Source organism: Streptomyces sp. NPDC059169, from assembly GCF_042755225.1.
In the GTDB taxonomy this organism is placed as follows: domain Bacteria; phylum Actinomycetota; class Actinomycetes; order Streptomycetales; family Streptomycetaceae; genus Streptomyces.
In genome coordinates, this window is the sequence record NZ_JBHZCF010000031.1 from 1 (window position 1) to 24,696 (window position 24,696).

At 68.8% G+C, this 24,696-nt stretch carries 13 protein-coding genes; 3 read left to right on the plus strand and 10 right to left on the minus strand.

Translation table 11 applies throughout. The features are described from left to right. Nucleotides 1-515 precede the first annotated feature (515 nt). The 9 genes from ACFXOM_RS34780 to ACFXOM_RS34820 all read right to left on the minus strand — a co-directional run bounded on the left by ACFXOM_RS34780 (nt 516) and on the right by ACFXOM_RS34820 (nt 8,522). Nucleotides 516-923, minus strand: coding sequence for a hypothetical protein (locus ACFXOM_RS34780; RefSeq protein ID WP_385041413.1), 408 nt, complete (start codon nt 921-923; stop codon nt 516-518). A 331-nt stretch (nt 924-1,254) separates the two neighbouring features. Continuing rightward, nucleotides 1,255-2,706, minus strand: a complete 1,452-nt coding sequence (locus tag ACFXOM_RS34785; RefSeq protein WP_385041416.1) for a hypothetical protein — start codon at nt 2,704-2,706, stop codon at nt 1,255-1,257. Beyond that, nucleotides 2,703-4,016, minus strand: a complete 1,314-nt coding sequence (locus tag ACFXOM_RS34790) for a DUF4365 domain-containing protein (RefSeq protein ID WP_385041419.1) — start codon at nt 4,014-4,016, stop codon at nt 2,703-2,705. Before ACFXOM_RS34790 ends, ACFXOM_RS34785 begins: the two co-directional genes overlap by 4 nt. Nucleotides 4,017-4,280: 264 nt before the next feature. Beyond that, nucleotides 4,281-4,592 (minus strand): hypothetical protein, encoded by a 312-nt coding sequence (locus tag ACFXOM_RS34795; RefSeq protein WP_385041422.1) that lies wholly within the window; start codon nt 4,590-4,592, stop codon nt 4,281-4,283. Between the two features lie 126 nt (nt 4,593-4,718). Next, a complete protein-coding gene (locus ACFXOM_RS34800; RefSeq protein WP_385041424.1) occupies nt 4,719-5,576 on the minus strand; it encodes a hypothetical protein in 858 nt (285 codons plus the stop codon). Beyond that, nucleotides 5,573-6,289, minus strand: coding sequence for a ParA family protein (locus ACFXOM_RS34805; protein ID WP_385041427.1), 717 nt, complete (start codon nt 6,287-6,289; stop codon nt 5,573-5,575). The genes ACFXOM_RS34800 and ACFXOM_RS34805 overlap by 4 nt, the downstream gene beginning before the upstream one ends. A 165-nt stretch (nt 6,290-6,454) precedes the next feature. Further along, nucleotides 6,455-7,027, minus strand: coding sequence for a helix-turn-helix domain-containing protein (locus ACFXOM_RS34810; RefSeq protein ID WP_385041430.1), 573 nt, complete (start codon nt 7,025-7,027; stop codon nt 6,455-6,457). Beyond that, a complete protein-coding gene (locus ACFXOM_RS34815; RefSeq protein WP_385041432.1) occupies nt 7,024-7,662 on the minus strand; it encodes a MarR family transcriptional regulator in 639 nt (212 codons plus the stop codon). The genes ACFXOM_RS34810 and ACFXOM_RS34815 overlap by 4 nt, the downstream gene beginning before the upstream one ends. Next, nucleotides 7,611-8,522: a hypothetical protein gene (locus ACFXOM_RS34820; protein ID WP_385041435.1), complete on the minus strand. Its 912-nt coding sequence runs from the start codon at nt 8,520-8,522 to the stop codon at nt 7,611-7,613. The genes ACFXOM_RS34815 and ACFXOM_RS34820 overlap by 52 nt, the downstream gene beginning before the upstream one ends. 1,417 nt (nt 8,523-9,939) lie before the next feature. On the opposite strand from ACFXOM_RS34820, the gene ACFXOM_RS34825 reads away from it, so the two are divergent. The 3 genes from ACFXOM_RS34825 to pglX all read left to right on the plus strand — a co-directional run bounded on the left by ACFXOM_RS34825 (nt 9,940) and on the right by pglX (nt 24,068). Then, the gene (locus tag ACFXOM_RS34825) at nt 9,940-15,456 is read left to right on the plus strand and encodes an AAA domain-containing protein (protein ID WP_385041438.1); all 5,517 of its coding nucleotides are present in this window, start codon (nt 9,940-9,942) and stop codon (nt 15,454-15,456) included. Nucleotides 15,457-15,768: 312 nt separating this feature from the next. Next, on the plus strand, nt 15,769-20,457 hold the full coding sequence (gene pglW, locus ACFXOM_RS34830; RefSeq protein ID WP_385041441.1) for a BREX system serine/threonine kinase PglW: 4,689 nt from the start codon (nt 15,769-15,771) through the stop codon (nt 20,455-20,457). Further along, nucleotides 20,454-24,068, plus strand: coding sequence for a BREX-2 system adenine-specific DNA-methyltransferase PglX (gene pglX / locus ACFXOM_RS34835; RefSeq protein ID WP_385041444.1), 3,615 nt, complete (start codon nt 20,454-20,456; stop codon nt 24,066-24,068). The genes pglW and pglX overlap by 4 nt, the downstream gene beginning before the upstream one ends. On the opposite strand, the gene ACFXOM_RS34840 is transcribed toward pglX, so the two are convergent. Beyond that, on the minus strand, nt 23,995-24,585 hold the full coding sequence (locus ACFXOM_RS34840; RefSeq protein ID WP_385041447.1) for an ATP-binding protein: 591 nt from the start codon (nt 24,583-24,585) through the stop codon (nt 23,995-23,997). The genes pglX and ACFXOM_RS34840 overlap by 74 nt on opposite strands. Between the last annotated feature and the right edge of the window lie 111 nt (nt 24,586-24,696).

A 24,696-nucleotide genomic window follows, 5' to 3' on the forward strand; every position in this document is an offset into this window, starting at 1 on the left:
TCCATGAGACCGCCCCCGCACGACCGAAGTCCCGCTACACTCCCGCCACCCAGCGAAAGACCAGGTCAGACACCGAAATCCTGCTGGAGTACTAGCACCACGGTGGCAAGGGTTTTCGGGCGCCTGATCGTCTCCCGGTCAGGACGCGGACCTGGCGAACGGCCACAACAGGAGTCGGTGAGTGGCCTGAGTGAGTTCCAGGCATTCCGTATGAGCGCCGTCACATCAGCTGCGAGGCAGAGACCCGCAGGCGCAGGACGCGCCAGCACCAGCGCACTGGAAAGGGCGCCCCTCGCTGTCGCGCGGGGCGAAAGGGCTCGCACTACGGCTTGACTCGTTGGACGTGGCGGTCGCCTGCCGCAACGGTTGCGTGCAGCCTCGGCCGTGCTCCCGACCGAGCCCACGCCGGGCTGGGCGGACGGATCATGGACAACCGTCCGCCCCCTCATCGCCTGCCTCGCCGACGTCTCCGCCTGAAGCCGCCACATCCTGCGCGCGAGTGACCGCGCGGGACTTCAGCCTCGTACAGCCTTGAGCACACTCCGGCAGGCTTCCGTGGCGCGAGCGGTGGCTTCGGCGCAGATACGGCAGTGGTCGTGGTGCTGGGTGTGTCCGCCGCACAGGTCGTGGCTGTGCTGGCAGGCGATGAGACAGGCCTCGACCTGTGCGGTGAGGAGCGCCGGATCGTGGCCGCTGTGCCGGGTGAGGATCCGGCGGGTCGCGGCGGCGACGTCGGCGCAGTCCAGATCCCGGTCGATTGCCGCCCGCAGCGTGTCCGCGTCCTTCTCCGCGAGCATGCCCGTGGCGCACGCGGTGACAGCGGTCTCGCACTCGGCCAGTACGTCGACGGCCGTGGCCAGGACCTCGTTGCCGAGGAAGCTCTCGGAAGAGATGCTGTCGAGGAGTTCACGGGTGTGGATCATGACGACCCCAAGGAAGCGAGATGGAAGGGATGGGGTGTTCTCGACCGACGCTAGTACCCATCCCGCCGCCCAGGAAGGGGGGAGGGCACTCCGGACCGGACGTGTTCCTGGCCCACTTCCGTGAGACTTGAGGGCGCCTACGATCTGACTGTTCGGGCTCGACGGTTCCCATTGCGTCACCCGGCAGCGCAGCGGCATGTCCGCTACGGACGGCAGGGACGGCGGCCCAGGCATCGCTCCCTGCCCCGGCATCCCCGACCTGTACGTATTCACACCATCCCGCAGGGCGCAATGAGAGCGAAGACCGACCTGGTTGGGGCTTCCAACCTGCCTACATGTAGTAGGCGTAGCGGGTGGCGATGCGGGCCTCGGCGGGGACGTATTTGAGGATGGAGCCGACGCGGTAGGCGGTGCGCAGGGTGAGGGGGTCGCGTTCGTCGAGTTGGGCGTTGTTCCAGTTCATCTTGGTCAGGGCGAGGATGTCGGTGCTGGCGGTCAGCAGGTTTGTGCCGTGTGTTGCGGGCCGGATCAGCAGTGGTTGGGGGACGTACAGGCCCGGGTAGGTCCGGAAGTACGGCACTGAGCCGCGGGTGTACAGGAGCAGGGAACGCGGGTCCAGTTGGACGCTGGTGCCGCGCAGCGGTGGGAGTTGCCCGGTGCGGTACAGGTGCGGGGCGCCGCGCCGCTGGATCCACAGCAGGTCGACATGGTCGATGTCGCGCATGTCGGCGGCCTCGTGGAAGCCGTCGATCTCACCGGTGGTGAAGTTCGAGGTCTTGTGTACGACGATGCGCGCGGGCTGGTGGCCGTGGGTGGTGCGGTACTCGGTCAGCGCGTCCAGCAGCAGTTGCCGGGCGTCGGCGAGCGTCAGGCGGGGCTGGCGGTCGGTCTTGGAGATCTGCGCCGTGCCGCCGCGGACGACGACGCCGTCGCCGCGTTCGTTGAACACCTGGGCGACCGCGGTGTGCAGCTCGTTTTCGTTCGCACTGCGGTAGAAGCTGACCCCGACGTAGCAGGTGGCCAGGTCGGAGCTGTGGCGCTGCATGCGCCAGGGGGTTCCGCCGGCCTTGTAATACAGGGCGGTGTGTAGGTTCCAGGCCCGGGTGGCCTCGTCCTGCAGAGGGCGGACGGTCTGCCCGTTGGTCCTGCTGGGGATCCCGGTCCAGGTCTCCTTGCGCATCAGCTGTAGCGGTGCCGGAAGCGTGAGCGCGGTGGCCTTGAGCAGGTCGTGGAAGTCGCCTCCGGTCTCTCGCTCGTCCTGGTCCTCTTCGCGTTCGGCCGTTGGCTCCTCCGACGGCGGGCGTTCTTCGCGGTCCTGGAGTTCTTCCGGGCGGGCGCAGATCACGACGCGGCAGCGTCCGGTCTCGGCCAGCGACCGGGCGGCGTCGGCGTAGAGGTCGACTGCGTCCTTGGTAGCGGAGGCTGTGTCGGCGCGGGCCAGGCGGCGCAGTTGGCGTTCGGGGATCTCGCGGACGAGGGCGTCGTCGAAGACGAGTTCGGCGCCGAAGGGGGAGTCGGTGCTGAAGCCGGGGAACGGCTGGTGGAGGTTCTCCTGGCCGGGTTTGGTGTCCTTGGCCTCGATGTGGTTCTGGCAGCGCTGCAGCCAGCTTCGGATGCCGTCGACCGCATGCGCGGGGCCGACGAGGGCGATGGGGATCTGGTGCGGTCCGGTAGGGGAGTCGGCGTCGGCGGGGCCGTACACGCTGATGCCGTAGCGGGGATCGATGTGGCGGTTTCCGGCACGGAACTCCAGTTCCGGCTCGTGCAGCACTGGTGCTTTCATTGCGGCAGCTCCCACAGTCCCTCGGCCAGCCCGTTCACGCTCGGTTTCGGCGCTGGTTCCTGCGGGATCCAGACGCTTTCGTCGATGGCGGCGTCGCAGTCGAGCTGCAGGAGCTGGCCGAATCGGATGCGCTCATCGCGGCTTCTGAACAGGGTGTCGTCGCCTTGCAGGTAGTCGGCCCAGGCGCGTACGAGCTGGTAGACGGCGTTGTTTCGTTCCAGCCGCTTGATCTTCTGGACGTAATCGGCGTCGTACAGGGAGTCGCGCCGGCCGTCGATGGTGAAGTGGTAGGTGGGGTTGATCTCCAGGTACCACTGTTCGCCCCAGCGGCGGAAGTACAGGCTGGCAGCGTAGTGACGGCAGAAGCTGATCTTGGTTATGTCGTCCTTGCCGAAGTACGGGGTGAAGAAGGCGCGCCCGCGGCTGCCGCGGTAGCGGCCTTTGATCTTCCGGCTGGACCGGTCCGGCGGGGCCTGCATGTAGACGATCTTCTTCGTGGGATGCCAGACCAGCTCGGAATGGTGTGCGGAGCGCAGGGTGAAGTTCAACAGGGAAACGAAGCGCCGTTGCAGGTCGGGGTCCTCGGTGGTCGCCCAGGTCTGTGTGGGGACGGAAGTGACCGGCCCGTCGCAGAGCACGGCGAGCGGGCCCTCGTCCAGTCGGCACAGTGAGTAGATCCGTCCGGCGGCCAGGACGAAGCCGCTCTCGAACTGGTTGCCGTTCGAGCGCATCCGTTCCCAGGCATCACCGCGGTCACGGCACGGCGTGGACGCCTCGTGGATGAGCGGGGCGAAGCCCTCAATCGTGAGGAGGTTCGAGACGAGCTGTTCGCTTCCTTCCAGCCGTGGCAGCGGCTCTCCGGCGGGCACGCCCAGGGCCGACAGCCGGCTGAAGGCATCAAGGTCGAAGCGGTCTACGGCCTTGTCGAACTGAACGACGCGCCGTGCCTTGCGTTCAGGGTCGGCGAACCAGGTGTCGACGCGCTTCCACCACGCCTGCTGGATACGCAGGTCCACGCAGATGAGCACGACCGGACGGCCCAGCCGAAGCCAGTAGGCGATGTGGTCGGCCTTGCAGGTGAATTTGAATTCGGTCTCGGTCTCGCCCCGGAACCCGACTTCGGTGCCCTTCACCTGGGCCAGGACGGCGACCCCGGTGACTTCCCGGTCGACGTCCACGAACTCGATCTGACCGTCGATGGCGAAGTCACGTTTGGTGTCGTTCCACACGTGGCCGGCGTCGGAGACGGCCTTGTCGACGAATGCCTCGCCCCGGAACCCGGCCCGCTGCTGGACGCTGCGCTGCGGCATCCGATCAGCGCTCCGGGAAGGACACCGGAGCGCCCGCCGTAGCCCAGCCGGATCTGGGAGGCCGAGGCCGCGCGTTGTTGTCCCACCCCATGGAGTGATCCTCCGTCCTTCACGCCTGGTCCAGGTCCACTCAGGATAGGAGGGACCACCGACAACGACCCGTGCACGCATGCGGGAGGAGACTCGGAGGACGGGCGCTGGGACCTATCGAGGACTTCACTGACCTCGCCCAAAGCGCAGGGCATCGCGGGCCGGGGGGTGTGGTCACTGTTGTTCGGCCTTGGGCGGGGTGAGGTCGGGAGGATAGCCTTTGGCGCGAAGGAATGCGTCGAGGGCTATGGCGACGATGTCGCCGTGCTGGATACCGTGGTCCGCGTGGTATCGCCGGCCGCGCCGCTGGAGTTGGAGGGCGTCGGGGACGGCGTAGTTGATCTGCCCGCGACTGGTATGGCGGCCACTGATGACCTCCAGTGTGTCCGGATGGGGCGCCAACGGGTTGTCGGTCGGGTCGGATTGCGCATCGAGATCGTCAGCAAGTTCACGCAGCTGACGGGCGTGGCGCGAGAGATCGGGCATGGGCTGCTCCAGTCCGGTCCACTAGTCGACTAGCTAGCCGCCTAGTCGACTAGTGGAATAGTCGGTGGGACGGGTGTCCGCGAACGAGCTGAGCGTTCGCGGACACCCTGGGAAATGAACGCGGCGTCAGAAGCCGCGGGCGGTGAGCCATTCGTCCAGGGCGACGGAGACGAAGTCGCCGATGGGCAGGTGGTCGAGTTCGTTGTCCAGCGCGAAGCGCTTGATCCGCTTCTTGAGCTTCAGCGCCGCAGGGACTGACGAGTCGAGGCTCTCGCGCGTGATGATGCGCTGGTTGAGGATCACGGCCGTCTCGGGGATGTCCTTGGGGCGACCGGGGCCGTGAGCCCACGGCGTTCCCTCGCTGGGTGCTGCCTCGGGGCGCACGTACTGCTCCTGGTGAGATCCCGGACCATCGGTCCTCACCGGGAACGCGGTACCTGCGGCGACCGGAGAGGCTGCCGGACGAACTGCCACCTCGCCGGCCGGGGCCATGTCAGCAACCGCGGACGTGACGGGAGACGGACCCTGCTGCGCAACAGGTTCGGCCGGTTGCGTGGCCTGGGGTGCAGATGCTCCAGGTAGGGCAGCTGGGACCACAGGCGTCACCTGCTGCTCCACCGGCTCCCCACCGGGCCCCGCCTCGGGGGCGACGACGTCCGGGCCAACCGGCTGACTTGCGGCCGGCTCCGGCACGGAGCCGCTCGGCGCCTGGGCAGTCGGTTGGGCGGAGGTCTGCGCCACTGCGGGCACCGCGTCGGTCCGGCTGTGCGCCGATGCCTCGGCGGGAACGGCGGAAGGTACGGGCTGAGCCTGCGGCTCGCTGGCAGAGAGATGGCCTTCGTCCTGGGCCGTGGCCTGTTCGGCGGCGTACTGCTCGTGGGTGAGCTCGGCGGCCGGGGGAGGGGGCGGAGGGGGCGTCTTCTTGGCCCCGCCGCCGAGGGTGCGACCAGTGCGGCGGGCCGGGGGCTTCATACGTTCGGTCATGCTGCGGTCAGCTCCTTCATCAGCTCGGCGTACTCGCTCAGCTCGGTCGGGATCTCGCCGAAGGCCTCCATGTAGTGCACCCAGGAGTGGATGGTGGTCTCGGCGAGCGGGAACGCCTCGTCGCGGTCCGGGCCGATGCCTTCGCCCTCGGTGGGCTCCAGCAGCTGGGCTTTTGCCCGGCCGGGAAGGCTGGTGCGGTCGTCGGCCTTGACCATCACCACATGGGCGGTGACGCCGTGTTCGTTGCGGGCGGCGGCGCGCTCGGCCTCGTCGAAGGTGGCCACGAGCTTGCGGCGCTCGATCTTGGTGGGGGCGACCGGGACGAGCAGCAGGTTCGCCTCGGTGACAGCCTCGTGGAAGATGCGGGCGCTGCCGCCGCCGGCGTCGACCACGATCGCGCCGAACTCGGCGCGCTTGGCACGGATGTACTCGGCGATGTCGTCGAACGGGTACCGCTCGACCACCAGGTTGGCGGGCATCTCGAAGCCGGCGGCCTGGGCGACCTTGAACCAGTCGTAGGCGGACTGACTGGTCGCGTCGGCGTCCAGCAGCAACGTGGGCAGGCCGAGGACGACGGCGTAGTAGAGGGCGATGAACCAGGCCGAGGTGGTCTTGCCGGTGCCGCCCTTGAGCATGCCGACGACGATGACGAAGGCGTCCCAGGCGCTTTCAGTGGCCGCGGCCAGGGTCTTGTGACGGGTGTTCTCGTTCACGTGTGCTTGATCTCCTGAAATGGGAAGGGGTGTCGTGTTGTGCGCGCGTCGGCGAGTGGGCCGATGACGGGGGCGCCCGTGCCGCCCTGCGGCGGCGGGGATGGCGCACGGCCGCCTGCTTGATCTGCCAGGCAGCGTGGGGAACGCCCACGAGGACGGAGGCGCTCATGGCCGTTTCCTCGGGTCTTGGGCCGGTCCGTGGTGGTGCTGGGGCCGCATGCGGGTGCCTGCTTGGTGCAGGAGCCGGTAGACGGTGGCGACGGAGTAGCTGTGCTCCCTGGCGAGTTCTGGCACTGTGGCGCCGGCCTCGTACCGGGCCCGCAGGGACAGCGCGACCTTGTACCGTTCGGCGGCCCGGGCTGCGGCGCGTATCCGCTGGGTCTGCTGGGTGGTGCGTACGGTGCCGCCGGCCTCGATCAGCAGGCGCCGGGCACCGCGCCGCGTCTCTCCCACCGTTGCGGCGAGTTCGGTGAGGGTGGCGCCGTGCTGCTCGTACAGGGTGCGCAGGTGGGCTGCGAGGCGCTGGCGGGTTTGTGGGTTCTGTCGCATCCGGCGGGTCTGCCAGGAGCTGCGCATGAGGGTCCCGGCGTCGTGCAGCCGGTTGAGGACGGTGCCGTAGGACAGGCCGCTGGCGGTGACGAGTTCGTCGACCGTGGCACCGGACTCGTACTTCTGGCGCAGGGCTTGGGGTGTCACCGCCTCGCTCGCGTCAGGGGTGACCGGGGGTTCTGGGTTCATGCGAAGGACTCCCATTCGCTGAGGGCTTCGGCGTGGGCGGCGGCCAGCTCGTCGTAACTGCGCTGGTCCGATGGGGTGATGAGGATCAGGCGGCCGTCGGTGGCGACCCGCCAGTCGGCGGCCGGACGTCCTGTGAGCGGGTCGAGGACGCGCCCGTCCGGGGTGAGCCACAGGGGAGGGATCTCGTCGGGGCGCGGCATGGGGACCAGGACCTGGCGGCCGTCGCGGACGATTACCACGGCCCTGCGGCGGTGCTCCGTAAGCCGGTCCAGTGCCTCCTGGTAGGCCGCCCGTTCCGCCATGTGCAGGGCCTTGCGCCGGGCCGCGATGCCCCAGGTGCCGTGTTGCTCGGCGACCTTGTCCCAGCCCTGTGCCGGCGTGTGGCCGTTGTCGGTGTCCGGGAGGCGGATACCGAAGCCCTCCAGTGCGCGTGGCGCGAGGGTCCAGGTCTCCCCGGTGTGCTGGACGAGGCCGTGGTCGGCGAGGCGTTGCAGGGTCCGGTAGGTGGTGGCGCGGGAGACCGAGGACGTAGCGACGAGCTGGGCAGCGGTCTGGTGGGGGTGCTGGTGCAGAGCGCTGATGATCAGGAGGGCGGCGCTGCCGAGGGCGTGGTGGGCGAAGGCGTCGTGGCCCATGAGTTGTCCGAGGACGGTGGAGTCGATGTCGGCCGTCGTGGCGGTCTCAGGAGTGGTCCACTCCTCAAGTGCCGGGTCGGGGGGAACTGAGTGGACTGGAAACGAGACAGCAGAGCTGGGCCACGGTGACCGGGGATGGTGCCGTCGCCCAGGTACCAGGTGGAGCCCTCCCGGCCATGGCCCACCCGCAGGCGCCGAAGCCAGCCGCGCGGCCGGAGGACCGTCTCGTAGACGATCCGCAGTGTCGTGCGGGAGACCCCGGCTTCCTCCGCGGTCTGCCGCTCACTGGCGTGGTGCAGGGGGCCGCCCGCGATCTCGGCGAAGTTCAGGTGCGCCCGCAGCACCCGCAGCGCGGTCCGCCCTCGTTCCCCGCGCCACGGTGTCGTTTCGATCCGGTCGCGCAGTGCGGCGAGGACCTCGTACGCCTCGTGCCTGGAGCCCAGCGCCCTGGTGCTGCTGATCGCGTCGGAGTCGCTGGCCCACACCCGGCGGATGTAGTCCAGGGCGCGCGACTGCCCGGATCGCAGCGCGATGTTGCGGGCGTGGCGTCCGCCTTCGTGCTCGGGGTGCAGCAGGAGCTGCGCGAGCTGGTCGACGGTGCCGCCGACGCGCGCCACGTGGCAGGCGACGGCCGCGGTGATCCGGTGCCCGTGCTCGGCCGCGCCCTGGCGGTCCGCGCGCAGGACCACGCTCCGGCGGTCGGAGCCGAGCCTGCTGTAGCTGCCCGCCGCGTATCGGCCGGTGAGGTCGCCGAGCAGGATCAGATCGGCCGCAGCCGGAGGGAGTTGGGAGAGGCCCACTGGGCCGCGTGCGAGAGGGATGTGTCGTTGGGGGAGTGGCTGGTGGGTGGTGTCTGTCACGGTGGGGTCGTCTCGCAAGGACGTGGACGCCGCCCAGGCCCGCTAAAACCACGGGTGGCATCCGGAACCGACCTCCCATCGGTGCCAGGCGAAACCTCCAGGTTTGCCGTCCTGGAGGCTTCGTGTGCCTGGCTCCGCATCGGAGGCAGGCGTCCCCATCGCAGCTCGACCACGGTGATCGGGGGCCTCTGACTGCCTGTGAGCGGCCCGAGCCGAATTCCGGCTCGAATGCCCTGGCAGGTCACAGCCGATCGGGGTTCAATCAGAGGTAGGGCCTCTGAGTTCACACCCGAGCGACTGAGGCCCGACCGGTTCGGAAGGGGCCGGCACAGAGCGCGATTGCCTCTGGCCGACTTTCCGCCCGACTCGGTCGGCTGGCAGAGTGACTGCGTCTGATTGCCTCTGATCGGACCCGGCTGCTCAGAGAGCCAGGATCAGAGGGATTGCCTCTGACTGGCTCTGAGCGCCCCGGGTCGAATCGGGGTCGAATCAGAGCGGTTTCCTCTGACTGCCTCCGATCGCCTCTGCAACCCGTCCTTGTAGGTCACAGCCGGTCCGATCCCGGAAACCCGCAGGTCAGAAAGGTGCGTCAGGAATACCCGGCGTACAGCCCGACTCGTCTGCCGCTGTGCTCTTTCCTGGAAGGGGCTCTGGCCTGGGTAGGGGCACGTTCACGGCTTTCGTTGGCTTCCTGCTTCAGGAGTGGAAGCCCCTCTGAAGCCCCTCAGGCGGCGCCGAGTGTCCCCCAAAGGTCCCAAAGCAGAGCGGAGGGGTGCGGCGTAGCTCCGAGCTGGGTCGGAACGGTGGACAGTGGTGCTGCTGCTCTACCGAACTGTGTGGCCGTCCTGTGCCTCGCGCGGGACCGGAGTTGGTATGCCCGGCGCCCGGCCACACGGCCGGTGGGTCGAGGACGGGGGAGCCTCTCTCGGGCGAAACGAGACGTCCGCGAGCAGGTTGCCGCCACTCGGGGTCACGCCCCGGGCGGAAGCTGTCGTAGCCGGCTTCTGGGCCGAGTAACTGGGGGACGCCGAGCGAGGAGCTCGTTGCCCATGTGCGAGGGCTACGGGATGTTCCAAGCCGGGTCTCCCGAGCAACAGTCGTTTGTGCTCGGGAGATAGTGCTGTTCCACTGCGACGTACTGGCGGGTCAGAACGGTCCCCTCACACGAAGCGGTATCCGCAGGCCTGGCGCGCGAGCCTCCGAGCCGTACGCGCCGGCTTGGACGTGCGTCTACTGCCTCGTCATCGATGACGAGGCCGTCAACGTCGAGGCCGGCCGGGCGGCGGTCGTGCAGGCATATTCACTCAAAGGCAATGTCCGGATCATTGGGGACATCGCAGCTCATCAGGCGTGCCACGCACATAGAATGCCCACACTCTCTTCATGCTTTGGCTCCATCAGTTCAGCGAGGTGGCTCGTGCCCGCATCCACCGTGACGCCCGACGATGTTGTCCGCCACATCTTCCGATACCTCGCGGAGGTGGGTGAGAGCCGTACCAGGCCGGTGCGTACGCACGACGACGCCAGGCACCAGGTGTGGTTCGCTGATCTGCCCGCGCAGTTCGGCTCCTTCCTCACCGACACTGTCTCGGGTGACGCGCCGTTGTGGCTGCGGGCCGACCGCCCAGTACGGCACGTGCCGCCGAATCCACCGCTGCCGCTCGCCCACTGGTTGGACGACCGGGAGATCCATGACTCGGCGAGGAAAACGCCCCCCGAGCCGCGGGCCGAGACGGACATACCGGCGGACGACATTTCCACTGAGGGAAGCGCACGCAGCCGGCGCATCAACGTGTTCCTGGCCGATTCGCCTCAGCGTGACACCGTGTACGCCCAGTACCGAGCCTGGTCCCGTGAGTGGGAAGGGTGGGCACGTCGTGACCGTGTCATGAAGCCCGTCGTGCGCGCCTACGACCGTCTCTACCGCCTTTGGGTGGATGCCTCCGAACTCGGCGAGAGTTTCGAGCTGGTCATCGGATTCGGCTACCTCACCTGGTCGACACAGGGCGAGCTGATCCGCCGTCATCTCGTCACCTGTCGGGCCGTCATCGCCATTGACCCCGACACCGGAGCCATCTCCGTCGGACCCGATCCCGAGCACGGCAGCCCGGTGCTGGAGGAGTCGATGCTCGACGCAGGGCAGAAGGCGCGGGCGGAAGTGCGTGCCCGCGTACGGCAGGAGCTGGAAGCCGCCGGCGACACCACAGATCCGCAGCTGACCGACCAGCTGCACCGGGCCCTCACCACCTGGGCGATCGCGGCCCACGAGGCAGGCCGCTACGACCCCGCACCGAATCGACACCGGGCAACGGGGGACCCCGACGTACCGGTCGTCAGCTTCGCGCCGGTGCTGTTGCTCAGGGAGCGCACCCGGCGCAGCATGCTGGAAGCGCTGCGTGCCGTCGCCCTGTCCATAGAGCAGGGTGCCGAACCCACCCGTCTACTGCGGGCGATCGCCGGTGAGGGCGGTGACCGCCCGCTGGGAGAACCGGGCAGCGGTGACGGCGCGGCACCACCGCCCGAGCTGTACTTCGCGCTGCCCTCCAACGACGAACAGCGCACCATCGCAGAGCGGCTGCGGGACCGGGAACTCGTGGTGGTACAGGGACCGCCCGGCACCGGCAAGACACACACCATCGCCAACCTGGTCACCGACCTTCTCGCACACGGCAATCGCGTACTGATCACCAGCCACACGGCTCGCGCCCTGAAGGTCCTGAAGGGCAAACTCCCCGCCGGCATTCGCGAGCTGTGCGTAAGCCGCACCGATGACGGAGCAGGCCAGCAGGAACTGGAGCACTCCGTCAAGGCCATCCTCGACCGGCAGGGAGATTTCTCCCCGCGGGTGTACCGGCGACGCATCCAGGAGCACGAAGAGCGTCTCCGGTCCGCCCGGTCCGCGCAGGCTCGCGCCTTGAAGGCGTTGCGCGCGCTGCGGGAGCAGGAGACGTACCATCATCCGGCCGAGACCGGCGACTACGAGGGAGTCCTGGCCCAGATCGCCCAGCGGCTCGCTGAGGAGCACCCGCGGTTCAGCTGGATTGGGCCAGTCCCCGCCGATGCCCCGATGCTGGACGCCGAGGTTCTCATGCGCCTGCGTCGTGCGGCGCTCGCCTTCACTGACCGACACCGTGCTCTCGCAGCGCCGGTCAGCGCCGCGCTGCCCGAGCCGGGGCAGCTCCCCGTGGCGCTCGCCTTCGCCGAGGCGGTCGAGACGATCAGGACAGCGGAGGCCGACCTCGCCGTGCTCCGGCAGGACGGCTCCATGTCCCGTCTTGACGACGCCGTATCCGCCCTCACCGCGGTACAGCAGAACCAACTGGCCGTCGCGCTGGACCGCTTCGATGCCGCGGCCCAGGCGGCCACCTCCATGCCGACGGCGTGGGCCTCCGAGCTGCGTGACGAAATCCTCGCCGGGCAGGACCTCGGCGCGCGCAGTCGCCACCAGCGCACCACCACGGCCCTCACCACGATCGAGGAGGCGGAGCGCGCCTTGGGTGCCACTCTGGTCAGCGGACTGGAGACGTATGACGTGCCGACGGCTCTCGGCCTCGCCGGCACCCTCAAGGATGGCCTCGCCTCCGGCGCGAAGCTGCGCGGAGCCCTGGGCATGAAGACCAAGCTCCGCAAGGCTGTCGGCGACTTTCCCGAGACTGTACGGGTGGACGGCCGCACGGTGGACACGGAGGCCGCCGCGTCCGCCGTCATGCACCGAGTCACGCTGGAGCGGCACCTCCAGGACATCGAACGGGAGTGGGGCGACGGCCCCGACGCCTGGCAGGCCACCGCCCGGCGTATCACCCGACTGCGCCAGGACATCGCCACTCTCACCACTCTGACCGCTCTCGCCGATCTGCGTCACGCCGTGGTCGGCGCTGCCGCAGCGGCTCCCGGGCTGGCCGGCGTCGGCTGGGGCGACCCGGTGCGAGCCACCGCCGTACGAAACCTCCTACAGGCCCGAGCGGTGCGCAGGAACGCCGATCCCGCCCGCACTCTGATCGACGACGCGCTGCGTGTACTGCGCGCCGCGGCGCACCGCAGGGGAGCCTCGGCGGCCCTGGAACGAGCTCGCGTCGCGGTCGAGTCCCGAGACCCGGTGGCCTACGGCGCCGCGGTGAACGAGTTGGACGACCTGCGCGAGGCGTGTGAGCGCAAGAAGGCATGTGACGACGCCTACCGGCTGGTCGCGGCCGAACTCCCCGACCTCGCCGACAGAGTCGAGTCGACGCCCGAGGACGGCGAGTGGGACACCCGGCTCGCAGACTTCGAGGCTGCGTGGGCGTGGTCGGTCTGGTACGACCGCATGAAGGAGCTGACGGACCCGGAGGCCGAAGCCCGTCAGCTACGACTGCTCGCCGAGGCGGACGCCGAGATCCGCATAGGCCTGGAACGGCTTGCAGCCGACAAGTCCTGGTTCAGCTGTCTGTCCCGGCTCACGGACGACCAGGCCGTGGCCCTCACCTCGTACCAGCAGAACGTCCGCAAGCTGGGCAAGGGAACCGGCAAGTACGCGGCCACCTACCGGAGACAGGCCCGGCAGAGTCTGCAGGCCAGCCAGGCAGCGGTGCCCGCCTGGATCATGCCGCTGCACCAGGTGACCGAGACCGTGCCGATGGACCGGGCCGGGCGCTTCGACGTCGTGATCGTCGACGAGGCCAGCCAGTCCGGTCCAGAAGCGCTGCTGCTCGCCTGGCTGGGCGCGAAAGTGATCGTCGTCGGCGACGACCAGCAGGTCAGTCCCGCCCAGGTGGGCATGGACCACGACGAGCAGTTCGCACTCCAGCGACGGCTCCTCGCCGCGTTGCCCGCCGCCCGTCGCAACCTGTTCACACCGACCGCCAGCCTCTTCGACATCGCGTCCGGTCTGGCCGGAGGCCGCGGCAGGCTGATGCTTCAGGAACACTTCCGATGCATGCCGGAGATCATCGGATTCTCCAACGAGCTCTGCTACGGCGGACGACTCCAGGCTCTGCGGCAGTACGGCGCCGACCGGCTGCCGCCCCTGCGCCCGGTGCACGTGCCTGATGGATACGTCGAGGGGAGCGGGCAGAAGCAGGTCAACCGGCCCGAGGCAGAGCAACTGGTGGAGGAGATCGTCCGGTGCACCGCCGACGCCGCCTACGCGGGGCGCACCATTGGCGTGATCACCCTGCTTGGAGCCGGGCAGAAGTACCTCATCGAGGACCTGCTGGCCGACAGGATCCCCCTGGACGAGAGACAGCGTCGACGTCTGCGCGTGGGAAACGCCGAGGAGTTCCAGGGCGACGAGCGCGACATCGTCTTCATCAGTACGGTCGTCTCGCTGACCGGCCCCGACGGGCCGCGCCGCCCTGGCCACTTCACCAGCTCCCTGAACCGGCAGCACCTCAACGTGGCCGCGTCCCGCGCCCGCGACCAGGTGTGGCTGTTCCACAGCTTCACCCTCACCGAACTCGGCGAGACCGATCTGCGGCGTGCCTATCTGGACTGGTTCTCCCGCCCGGCAGAGGAGCAGGACGGCCTCGGACTCGGTGAGGTCCGGCCGGATGTCCCGCACGAGGCCTTCGACAGTCTCTTCGAGCAGCGTGTCTACCTGGCTCTGCGAGCCCGGGGCTACCGGGTGCGACCGCAGTATCCGGCAGGCCGCTACCGGATCGACCTCGTCGTCGAGGGCGGCACCAGACGCCTTGCCGTGGAGTGCGACGGCGACGCGTTCCACACGGAGGAGAACGCCGACGCCGACGCGGCACGCCAGCGTGAACTGGAGCGTGTGGGGTGGACGTTCGTCCGCATCCGGGGCAGCCGCTTCTTCCTCGACCCGGAGCGGGCACTCGAACCGCTGTGGGCGGGACTCGACCGTCTGGGCATCGAGCCGGCAGCGCACTCACCCGCACACCGGGCTTCCGAGGTCAGCCGCCTCGGGCCGACGGGCGACGGCGGCAGGGTCCCGAACGGTGACGCAGCACCTGCCACCCCCGGTGCCCCGTCGGCCGGGCGATACGACAGCCCGTCCGAGCCGTCGCACGGCACAGACGCGACGCAGCCCCGATTCGTGACCGCGGCACGGTTGCACCGCGACGAGGTCAATGCGGCTCAGCACGCGTTCAGTATGCGGGCGACCGTTCCCGGGACTGCACGGTTTCTCGCGGGAGCGGGTGCGCCGGGCTTCCCGGGATCCGATGCCGTGGACATCCTGCGCGACGGGGATGCCGTCGTGCGCGTTGCCCACCCCGAGGTACAGGCCATGATCCGTGCCGCCATCGCCCGCGCCGACGTACCGGTACGAGGAGACGCCGGCCAGGTGGGGCTGGCTCGACACCACACACCCGGCTCGTTCGGAGCTTCTGACGGCTGTACGACGGAACTGCTGCGTGTAGAACCGGCGTCTGACCGGGTCCCGAGGAAGAATCTTCCGTCCGTGCCGCGGCAGCCGGCCCGCGCAGTGGAACCCGTCGCCGTCACGGGATTTGCTGCGCCCAGCCGTTCCGGGAACTCCCTCCGACTCCCGATCGACCGGCTCAGCGTTGCCGCCCATCGACGGGTGCAGCGCGAGCTCCAGCGCGTGCAGGACCTGCTGGACCGGCCGCTCCCGGAGATCGTGGCTGTGGACTCGTCCTCCAGGCAGGCCCAGCTGGCCGATCACGACAGGCGGCGCCTAGCTCTGCAAGAGCGGCGCAGCCACCTGCGTGCTCTGCTTGAGCAAGTGATCCCTGACTCTTCTTTCAAAGGCGGGGCGATGGTTGTCCCTGGATGCCTCGTCGGGGTTGAGGGGCCGGACGAGCCCGGCATCATGACCTACGAGATCGCGATGCTCCCGGGCGGCGATGCGGAGCGGTTGAGCCCCGACTCCGCCCTGGGGAAGGCGCTGATGTGGCGACAGGTCGGGGATGAGGTGAGCTGGCGGACGGAGGGGGGCGCCGACGTGCGCCTCATCATCCGGCACATCCAAGACTGAGGGACTGCAGCGGTGTTGGGGCTGCGGGCGGTTCATGACCGGCCTTGGTCATCGCCGTAGGCGTAGTGCGGGCCGCGCTTCGTGAACCTCTTACCTTTGGGGTGGATTTAACCGTTATAGAGCCTTCGGTCGTTTCGTGTGCCCTGGTGTACGAGGTGCAGGGCTCTCGCTTCCCGCCAAGCAGGCGGTATGTCCCCGTAGCCCCTTCCTCGTCACCCCTTCTCATGCCACAGGCAGGGACTAGGATCTGCACCCTGGGTCTGACCATGGGGAACGGTCGCCCGCGCAGGACAAGAGGAGCGGGGAAGAGGCATGCGGGAAGGCCGGTGGGTCACGGTCACCGAGTCCGAGTTCGATCACGAGCGCCGCGGCCTGGACGCGATTCGGGAGAGATTGCCGGACTCCGACCCTTGGCGTGCCTGGTCGAACTTCACCTTCACCGCCCATACCGGCCACGTCCGCGAGGTGGACCTGCTGGTCGTCGCCCCCGGCGGCGTCTGCATGATCGAGCTGAAGGATTGGCACGGCTCGGTCACGTCCGAGAACGGTACCTGGGTGCAGACCGCTCCCGGCGGTCGCCGCCGTACGCACGGCAATCCGCTTCACCTCGTCAACCGCAAGGCCAAGGAACTGGCCGATCTGCTCACGCTGCCCGGAGGCAAGCGGGTCTGGGTCGCCGAGGCCGTCTGCTTCACGGACAACAGCCTCCGTGTACGGCTGCCCGCCCACGACCAGAACGGTGTGTACACCGTCGACCAACTGGTCGAGATGCTCGGGCAGCCTCCGCGTGACGAGCGGCGCCGCATCACCGCGATCGGCTCGCGCGAGATCGAGGCGGCCCTCAAGAAGATCGGCATCCGCAAGAGCGACGCGCAGTACAAGGTCGGCCCGTACGAGCTGGAGCGGAAGTCCTTCGACTCCGGGCCCACCTGGGCGGACTACCTCGCCCGCCACAGCGATCTTCCCGAGGCCGCCCGCGTCCGCATCTACCTCAGCGAGCGCGGCTCCGACGCCTCGCTGAGGCAGTCCGTCGAGAACGCCGCCCGGCGCGAAGCCGCGGTGCTGGGCCGTTTCAAGCACCCGGGAGTGGTCGAGCTCAGGCAGTACTTTCCTTCCGGGCACGCGGCCGGCCCGGCCCTGATCTTCGACTACCACCCGGACACCCTGAAGCTGGACGAGTACCTGGTCCAGTACGGCGAGAAGTTGGACATCCTCGGCCGGATGGCGCTGGTCCGCCAACTCGCCGAGACCATGCGCTCCGCGCACTCCAGCCGCATCCACCACCGGGCGCTCGCCGCCCGCTCCGTGCTCGTCGTTCCCCGGCCGCGAGGCCGGAAGGGCAGGGCGGTGGGGGAGGAGGCCGCCTGGCTCACCCCGCAGCTCCAGATCTCCGACTGGCAGATCGCCACCCATCGCAGCGGTGATTCCTCCCAGGGCATGACCCGCTTCGCGCCGACCGCGCTGTCCGCCCAGCACGTGGCCGATGACGCCGACGCCTACCTTGCTCCGGAGCTCACCGCCCTCAACCCCGACCCGGTGCACCTCGACGTGTACGGGCTCGGTGTTCTCACCTACCTGCTGGTCACCGGCAAGGCCCCGGCCGCCAGCCAGGCCGAGCTGCTGACCCGCCTGGAGGCGGGGGAGGGGCTGCGCCCCAGCTCCCTGGTGGACGGGCTGTCGGAGGACGTGGACGAACTGGTGCAGGCCGCCACCGCCTACCGGCCGGGGCAGCGGCTGTCCGGCGTGGACGAGTTCCTGGAGCTGCTGGAGGTCGTCGAGGACTCCCTCACCGCCCCGGCTTCGGGGGCCACCGGTACGGAAAGGCCGGGCGACGAAGACGACGAGACGGCCGCCGACAAGGATCCGCTGGAGGCCGTCGCCGGTGACGTGCTTGCCGGCCGGTGGGAGATCCGCCGCCGCCTCGGCACCGGCTCCACCAGCCGCGCCTTCCTCGTCCGCGACCTTCAGGCGGAAGAGCGCAAGGTCCGCCCGCTGGCCGTGCTGAAGGTGGCCCTCTCCGACAGCCGCAGCGAGATCCTGGCTCGCGAGGCCGAGGCCATGGGCCGCCTGCGCCCCCACTCCGGCATCATCCGCCTCGTCGAACCCGAGCCGCTCCACATCGGCGGGCGTACGGTCCTGGCACTGGAGTACGTCGGCGACGAGCGCGACGACAGCGGACAGGGCACCGAGGGCGGCGGCCGTCCGCGCCGCCGTGAGGAGACCGTCTCCCGCCAGCTCCGCGAGAACGGCCGCCTCCAGGTCGACCAGTTGGAGGCGTACGGCGACTACCTCTTCGGAGCCGTCGACTTCCTGGAGGGCGAGGGCGTCTGGCACCGCGACATCAAGCCCGACAACATCGCCATCCGCATCCGTCCCAACCGCACCCGCGAACTCGTCCTCATCGACTTCTCCCTCGCCGGCTACCCGGCGAGGAGTACCAACGCGGGCACCGACGGCTACCTCGACCCCTTCGTCGACGTCATCACCCGCGGTTCGTACGACTCGCACGCCGAGCGGTACGCCGTCGCCGTCACCCTGCACCAGATGGCCTCCGGCGAGCTGCCCAGGTGGGGCGACGGCAGTGTCCTGCCGCGCATGACCGACGCGAAGGAGTGGCCGTACCCGACCATCGCGGCCGAGGCATTCGACCCGGCCGTACGGGACGGGCTGGTCGCCTTCTTCCAGAAGGCCCTGCACCGCGACGCCGGCAAACGCTTCCCCGAGCTGAAGCCGATGCGGGACGCCTGGCGCAAGGTCTTCCTCGACGCCTCCCGGACCGTCCCGTCCAGCCACCGTTCCCGCCACCCGGCTGCCGCGACCACTGCGGCCACTGAAGAGGGGGTTCCCGCCGGAGGGATCGCGGACGCCGAGCCGGAGACCGCCGAGCAGCAGCGCGACCGCCTCGCTGCCGAGGTCACCCGCGACACCCCGCTCACCGTCTCCGGCCTCACGCCCGCCGCCCAGTCCTTCCTCTACGGCCTGGGCATCACAACGGTCGGTGAACTGCTCGACTACAGCCGCCGCAAGCTCGTCAACGCCCCCGGGCTGGGCGCCAAGACCCGCAACGAGGTCCAGCAGCGGCAGCGCGAGTGGGGCGAGCGACTGCGCGAGATCCCCGTCTCGCCGCTGACGCCGAAGGCCCGGGCGGAGGCCAAGGAGGAGCTCGAGCAGCTCACCGCAGCAGAGTCGGCCTTCGTGGGGGAACTCGCCACGGGCGCCTCGGCGGGCGCACTGCCCCCCCGCATGCTCCGCTCCGTCAGCCTCGACACTCTCGCCACCGTCTTCGTACCCGCCGTCAACAACAACGGCTCCAACCGCAACAAGGCCGAGATGGTACGGCTGTTGCTGCGCCTGCCCGACGAGCACGGTGTGCTGCCCGACATCGGGGTCTGGCCCAAGCAGAAGGACGTCGCGGAGGGCCTCGGGCTGAGCCACGGCCGAATCCCGCAGATGCTCAAGGACGAGCGCAAGCGCTGGAAGGCGGAGCCCGCCGTCCGGGCACTCCGCGAGGAGATCATCGATCTGCTCGTGAGCATGGGCCGGGTCGCCTCTGCGGTGGAGATCGCGGATGCCCTGGCGGTCCGGCGCGGCACGCACCTCGCGGGGCGCGAGCAGCGGCGCGCGATGGCGCTGGCGGCCGTACGAGCCGTGGTCGAGGTCGAGCAACTGCTCCCGCAGGAAGCCGAGTTCCAGCACCAGCCCAACCGCAAGGCGACCGACGAGTCCCTGGGCGCCGGCCTGCTCGCCCTCGACGTACGGGAAGACGACGGCCCGGACACCCCGACCGCGCCCGGTCTGCTGGAGTACGCGACCCGTCTCGGCAAGACGGCCGACCGGCTCGCCAGGCTGGACACCCTGCCGACGGCGGCCACCGTGCTGGCCGAGCTGGGCGCGCTGACGGTGCCGCCGGGAGCGGTGGACTGGGACGAGCGGCGCATGGTGGAGCTGGCGGCCGCGGCGTCCGTGAACGCCGCTGCCACGCCGCGCCTGGAGATCTACCCGCGTGACCTGTCGCTGGTCAGGGCGCTGCGCCTCACCCAGGCCGGGCTCGTCCGCTGGATCCCCGGAATGCCCGAGGGGCAGCAGCCGGGCCTGACCGGCGAGGCCGTGCACGAGAGGGTCCGTGCTCGTTTCCCGGAGATGGTCGTCCCCGACGGGCGCGGCAGCACGCACCACGAACTGCCGACGGGCGGCCCGCTCACCAAGGCGTTGCGCGACGCCGGCTTCGAACTGTCGCTCAGCATGCACGAACGCGAAGGCGTGCTGCGCTACCTGCCGACACGGGTGGACGACGCGTCGAGCTACCTGACGACGGGGGCGTGGCGGCAGTCGACACGTACGGGCGCGGTGACGCGGTACGCCGACGACCCGCAACTCGCGGGCGCGGTACGCGCGGAGGAACGGCTGCTCGCGTCGGCCCGGCGGGACGGGTACCGGGTGCTGACGGTCGGGCAGCGGTCGGTGCGGGAGGCGGTGACCGGGCTGGGCAGCGAACGGCTGGGCGCGGAAGCGGTTTCGGTGACCGAGCTGTTCCTGGAGGCTCTGCACGCGCAGGTCACGCCGGGCACCAAGCCCACCTGGGACACCCTGCTCAAGGCGGACGCCGCCGAGCCGGGCTCGAAGGGCGCGGTGCGGTTCGCGGAGTACGCGCGCACGGCGTGGGGCGCGGTGGAGCCCCGGATCGCGGAGCTGCTGGGCAACGGTGGCGGGGCCGGGCCTGTGCTGCTGACGGAGGCCGGGGTGTTCGCGCGCTACGACGCGATGGGCGTCCTGGACCGGCTGGCGTCGGCGGCCCGGCGGGGCGGGCGGGGACTGTGGCTCCTGGTCCCACAGAGCGACCCCACGCGCGAGCCTCGGCTGGGGCAGGTGGCCGTGCCGTACCAGGCCGGCCTGGGGGAGTGGATTCAGCTTCCGGACACATGGGTGGGCAATGCCCACCGTGGGTCCGGCGGGGGTGCTGCAGGTGTTGGTTCCAGTGGTGTCGAGGGAGACGTCAAGTGATCGACCGCAAGGCTCTGTTGAACGACCTGAAGCAGCAGGTCAAGGCGGTTGAGACGGATCTTGGGCGCCAGGTGAGGGCGCTGGGGGATGTCGGCGCCCGCCTGAGGGCCGAGTACGACCAGGCGCGCAAGCTGGGGCGCACGGCGGCGACGTGGAACGCGTGGCTTGACGAGCGGGTCACGCAGGTCGCAGTGGCATGGGTGCTGGGAAGCGTCTTCGTGCGGTTCTGCGAGGACAACCGGCTGATCCCGGAGCCGTATCTGACGGGGCCGGACGATGACCGGCGGGAGCTGGCGGAGTCCCGGTACGACGCGTATGTGGAGTCGGACGAGGACCCGACGTACCGGGGGTGGCTGGAGAAGGCGTTCGAGGAGCTGGGACAGGGGCAGGCGGGCCGGCTGCTCTTCGACAAGCGGCACAACCCGCTGTACCAGGTTCCGCTGTCGCACGACGGTGCGCGGGATCTGGTCGAGTTCTGGCGGGGGAGGGACGAGGCGGGAGTCCTCGTCCACGACTTCACCGACCCGCTAAACGAGGACGGTACGGAGGGGTGGGATACGCGGTTCCTGGGGGATCTGTACCAGGACCTGAGCGAGGCGGCGCGGAAGACGTATGCGCTGCTCCAGACGCCGGAGTTCGTGGAGGAGTTCATCCTCGACCGGACGATGAACCCGGCGGTGCGGGAGTTCGGGTACGAGGAACTGAAGATGATCGACCCCACGTGTGGGTCGGGGCACTTTGTGCTGGGGGCGTTCCGGCGGCTGGTGCGGCTGTGGGGGGAGGGGCAGCCTGGGCGTGATGTGCATGAGCGGGTGAGGGCTGCGCTTGACTCGGTGCACGGGGTGGATATCAATCCGTTCGCGGTGGCTATTGCTCGATTCCGGTTGCTGGTTGCGGCTATGGCGGCGGGTGGAGTGCAGGCGCTGGGGGAGGCTGCGAAGTACGAGTGGCCGGTTAATCTGGCGGTGGGGGATTCGCTGATCAAGTCCCGTCGCGCTCAGCAGGGTGACCTGTTCGGAGCCGTGGACGAAGACTTGGTGGACGAATTGGCCGAGTTTCAGTACGCCACGGAGGACGTGCACGATCACCCGGAGATCCTGCGGCCGGGTCGATATCATGTTGTGGTGGGGAATCCGCCCTACATCACAGTGAAGGACAAGAAGCTCAACGAGTTGTATCGGGAACTGTACCCGGCTTGCGCGGGTACATACGCGCTGTCGGTTCCATTCGCCCAGCGCTTTTTCGAATTGGCCAAGCGCGGAGATTCAGACGGACAAGGCTACGGCATGACTGGGCAGATCACCGCTAACTCCTTCATGAAGCGGGAGTTTGGGACGAAGCTCATCGAGGGCTTTTTCGGGCATGCGGTTGAGCTCACTGAGGTCATCGACACGTCAGGTGCTTACATTCCGGGACACGGAACGCCCACGGTCATCCTGGTCGGCAAACAGCGGGGTGGGAGTGACCGATCGCCAGTTATCCGGACTGTTCGCGGCGTGCAGGGAGAGCCTGCTGCACCAGAGAATGCTGAGGCGGGATTGGTGTGGCGAGCGATTGTCGAACAGATTGACATGCCGGGTTCGGTAAGCCAGTGGGTATCCGTGGACGACCTGGACCGCAAGAAGTACTTCGGTAAGCAGCCTTGGATTCTGGCCGACGGCGGACTGGAGATGGTCGATCAACTTGGGCAAGCAAGCAGCCAAGTACTGAAGTCGGTCATCGAACCTCCGATCGGGCGGGCTGTTCGCGTTGGTGCTGACGGGGCGTTTCTTCGGCCTCTCCGAGCTACGTATCAGACTCACGCCGATCGTCGGGGTCTGCTGCCGTTTCTCACGGGCGATGTGGTTCGGGACTGGGCTTCTCAACCTGACGAGGCAATCTGGTTCCCGTATGTGCCAGGTTTCGACGTCGCGAGTCTTGCTTCCGAACTTTGGCCGATGCGCCGACTGCTTGAGGCGCGGAGTACCTTCCAAGGAGACATGGCGGAAGCGGGGCTGAAGTGGTGGGACTATATGCAGTACACTGCGTCGGCTTACAAGACCCCTCTGTCCATCATGTTTGCGTTCGTGGCGACTCACAACCACTTCGTATTGGATCGCGGAGGCAGCGTGTTTAACCGTCACGCGCCGGTGATCAAGCTGCGGGAAGGGGCGAGTGAGGAGGAGCACCTGCGGTTGCTTGGACTTCTAAATAGTTCGACGGCCTGTTTTTGGCTTCAGCAGGTATCTCACAACAAGGGCGAGGGTGGCGGTGCACGGGTCGACGCCGGGTACTCAGCCATGGGTAGCGAGGCGTGGAAGAACTCGTTCGAGTTCACTGGCACGAAGCTCCAAGAGTTTCCGCTACCTGCCAGCTACCCGATGGCGCTCGCCACCGCCCTCGATGCGCTCGCCCAGCAGTTGGCCACCGCTTCCCCCTTTGCCCTTGTCGAGAATGAGACTCCCACGGTTTCCGCTCTCCGCGATGCAAGGGCCCGTTGGGAATCCCTGCGGGCCCAGATGATCGCCCGCCAGGAGGAGTTGGACTGGCAGGTCTATTCCCTGTACGCCCTGCACGCCGAGGAGCTGTGCGCGCCTGCGAACTCCCTCCCTGAACTCTCCCTGGGAGAGCGGGCGTTCGAGATTGTGCTGGCACGGCGGGTGGCTGCCGGTGAGGCGACCGACGAGTGGTTTCGGCGTCATGGCTCCACGCCGACTACGGAGCTTCCCGCCCACTGGCCTGAGCCCTACAAGGCCGTTGTAAGTAAGCGAATCAATGCGATGGAGCAGTCACGGGCCATCCGGACTCTGGAGCGGCCGGAGCACAAGCGTCGTTGGAAGACGGAAGGTTGGGCCTCCCTCCAGGAGAAGGCACTGCGCTCCTGGCTGCTCGACCGGATGGAGAACCGGGGCCACTGGTTTGATGAGAACGGTCAGCCCACCATCCTCACCTTGGCTCGCCTCACCGACGCGCTCTCCCGTGACGAGGACTTCGTCTCCGTCGCCAAGCTCTATGCGCCCCGCAAGGAACTCGCGAAGGTCGTCGCCGAGCTGATCACCGACGAGCACGTGCCGTTCCTCTCCGCCTTGCGCTACAAGCCCTCCGGCCTGAAGAAGCGCGCCGACTGGGAAGAGGTGTGGGACCTCCAGCGCAAGGAGGATGCCGCGCCTGACGAGCCCGCAAAGCGGAAGATCCGCGACTCGATCCCCGTGCCGCCGAAGTACACCTCGGCCGACTTCCTCCGCCCCTCCTACTGGAAGGCGCGCGGCAAGCTCGATGTGCCCAAGGAGCGGTTCATCTCGTACGGGCAGACCAACGCCGCCACCCCCGAGCTGTACGGGTGGGCCGGCTGGGACCACCGGGAGCAGGCGCAGGCCCTCGCCACGTACTTCACCAACACCGTGCTGTCCACCGAGGAGATCACGCCGTTCCTCGCCGGCCTGCTGGAACTCCAGCCGTGGCTGGGCCAGTGGCACAACGAGTTCGACATGCTCTACAGCGGTTCCCCCGCGGACTTCTTTGCCGGTTACCGCCAGCAGAAGCAGGGCGAGCACGGACTCACGGACGAGGACCTCCGTGGCTGGCGTCCGCCGGCTGCGACCCGAGGTCGTCGCGCAGCCGTGAAGCAGTAGCCAGAAGAAGATCGACCTCCGTCGGGTCAGGGGCCACTCGCTGCGTGTGCGGGTGGCCCTGTTGCCGCACGCGTAGCTCCGCCCACACGGTCTTGCCCGGTGCCGCCTGGCGCGGGCTGACGCCCCAGTCGTCCGCGAGGGCGGCGACGAGGTGCAGGCCGCGGCCGGACTCGGACAGCGGGTCGGGGATCGAGGGCGTGGGCGACGGCTGCTTCTCGGTCCGGGTGTCGGTCACCTCGATGCGGAAGGTGCCCTCGGCCAGGGTGAGTCGGACGCGGAAGTCGCGCCCGGGAACGTGACCGTGCCGCACGGCATTGGCGGTCACTTCTGCCGTGATGAGGGTGAGCGTCTCGTTGACCGAAGTCGTGTATGGGTGGCCCCAGTCGTTCAGGCGGTGTGAAACGAGCCGACGGGCGAGGCGGGCACCGCGCGGCGTTGACGTGAAGCGCATGCTGAACTCGCGGTCGGGTGCGGGGTGCTGCGGCATATGCCCGTTCGGGGGAGTTGCGGACTTCATGGGGTCAACGGTCCAGGACTCTGCGTAGCGTTGAACAGGAGCGATGCGCTGACGGGTACGGGCTGTACACGTGGGCGGTGCGCTTGTGTGCGGCGCGGCGCGTGACCGGGT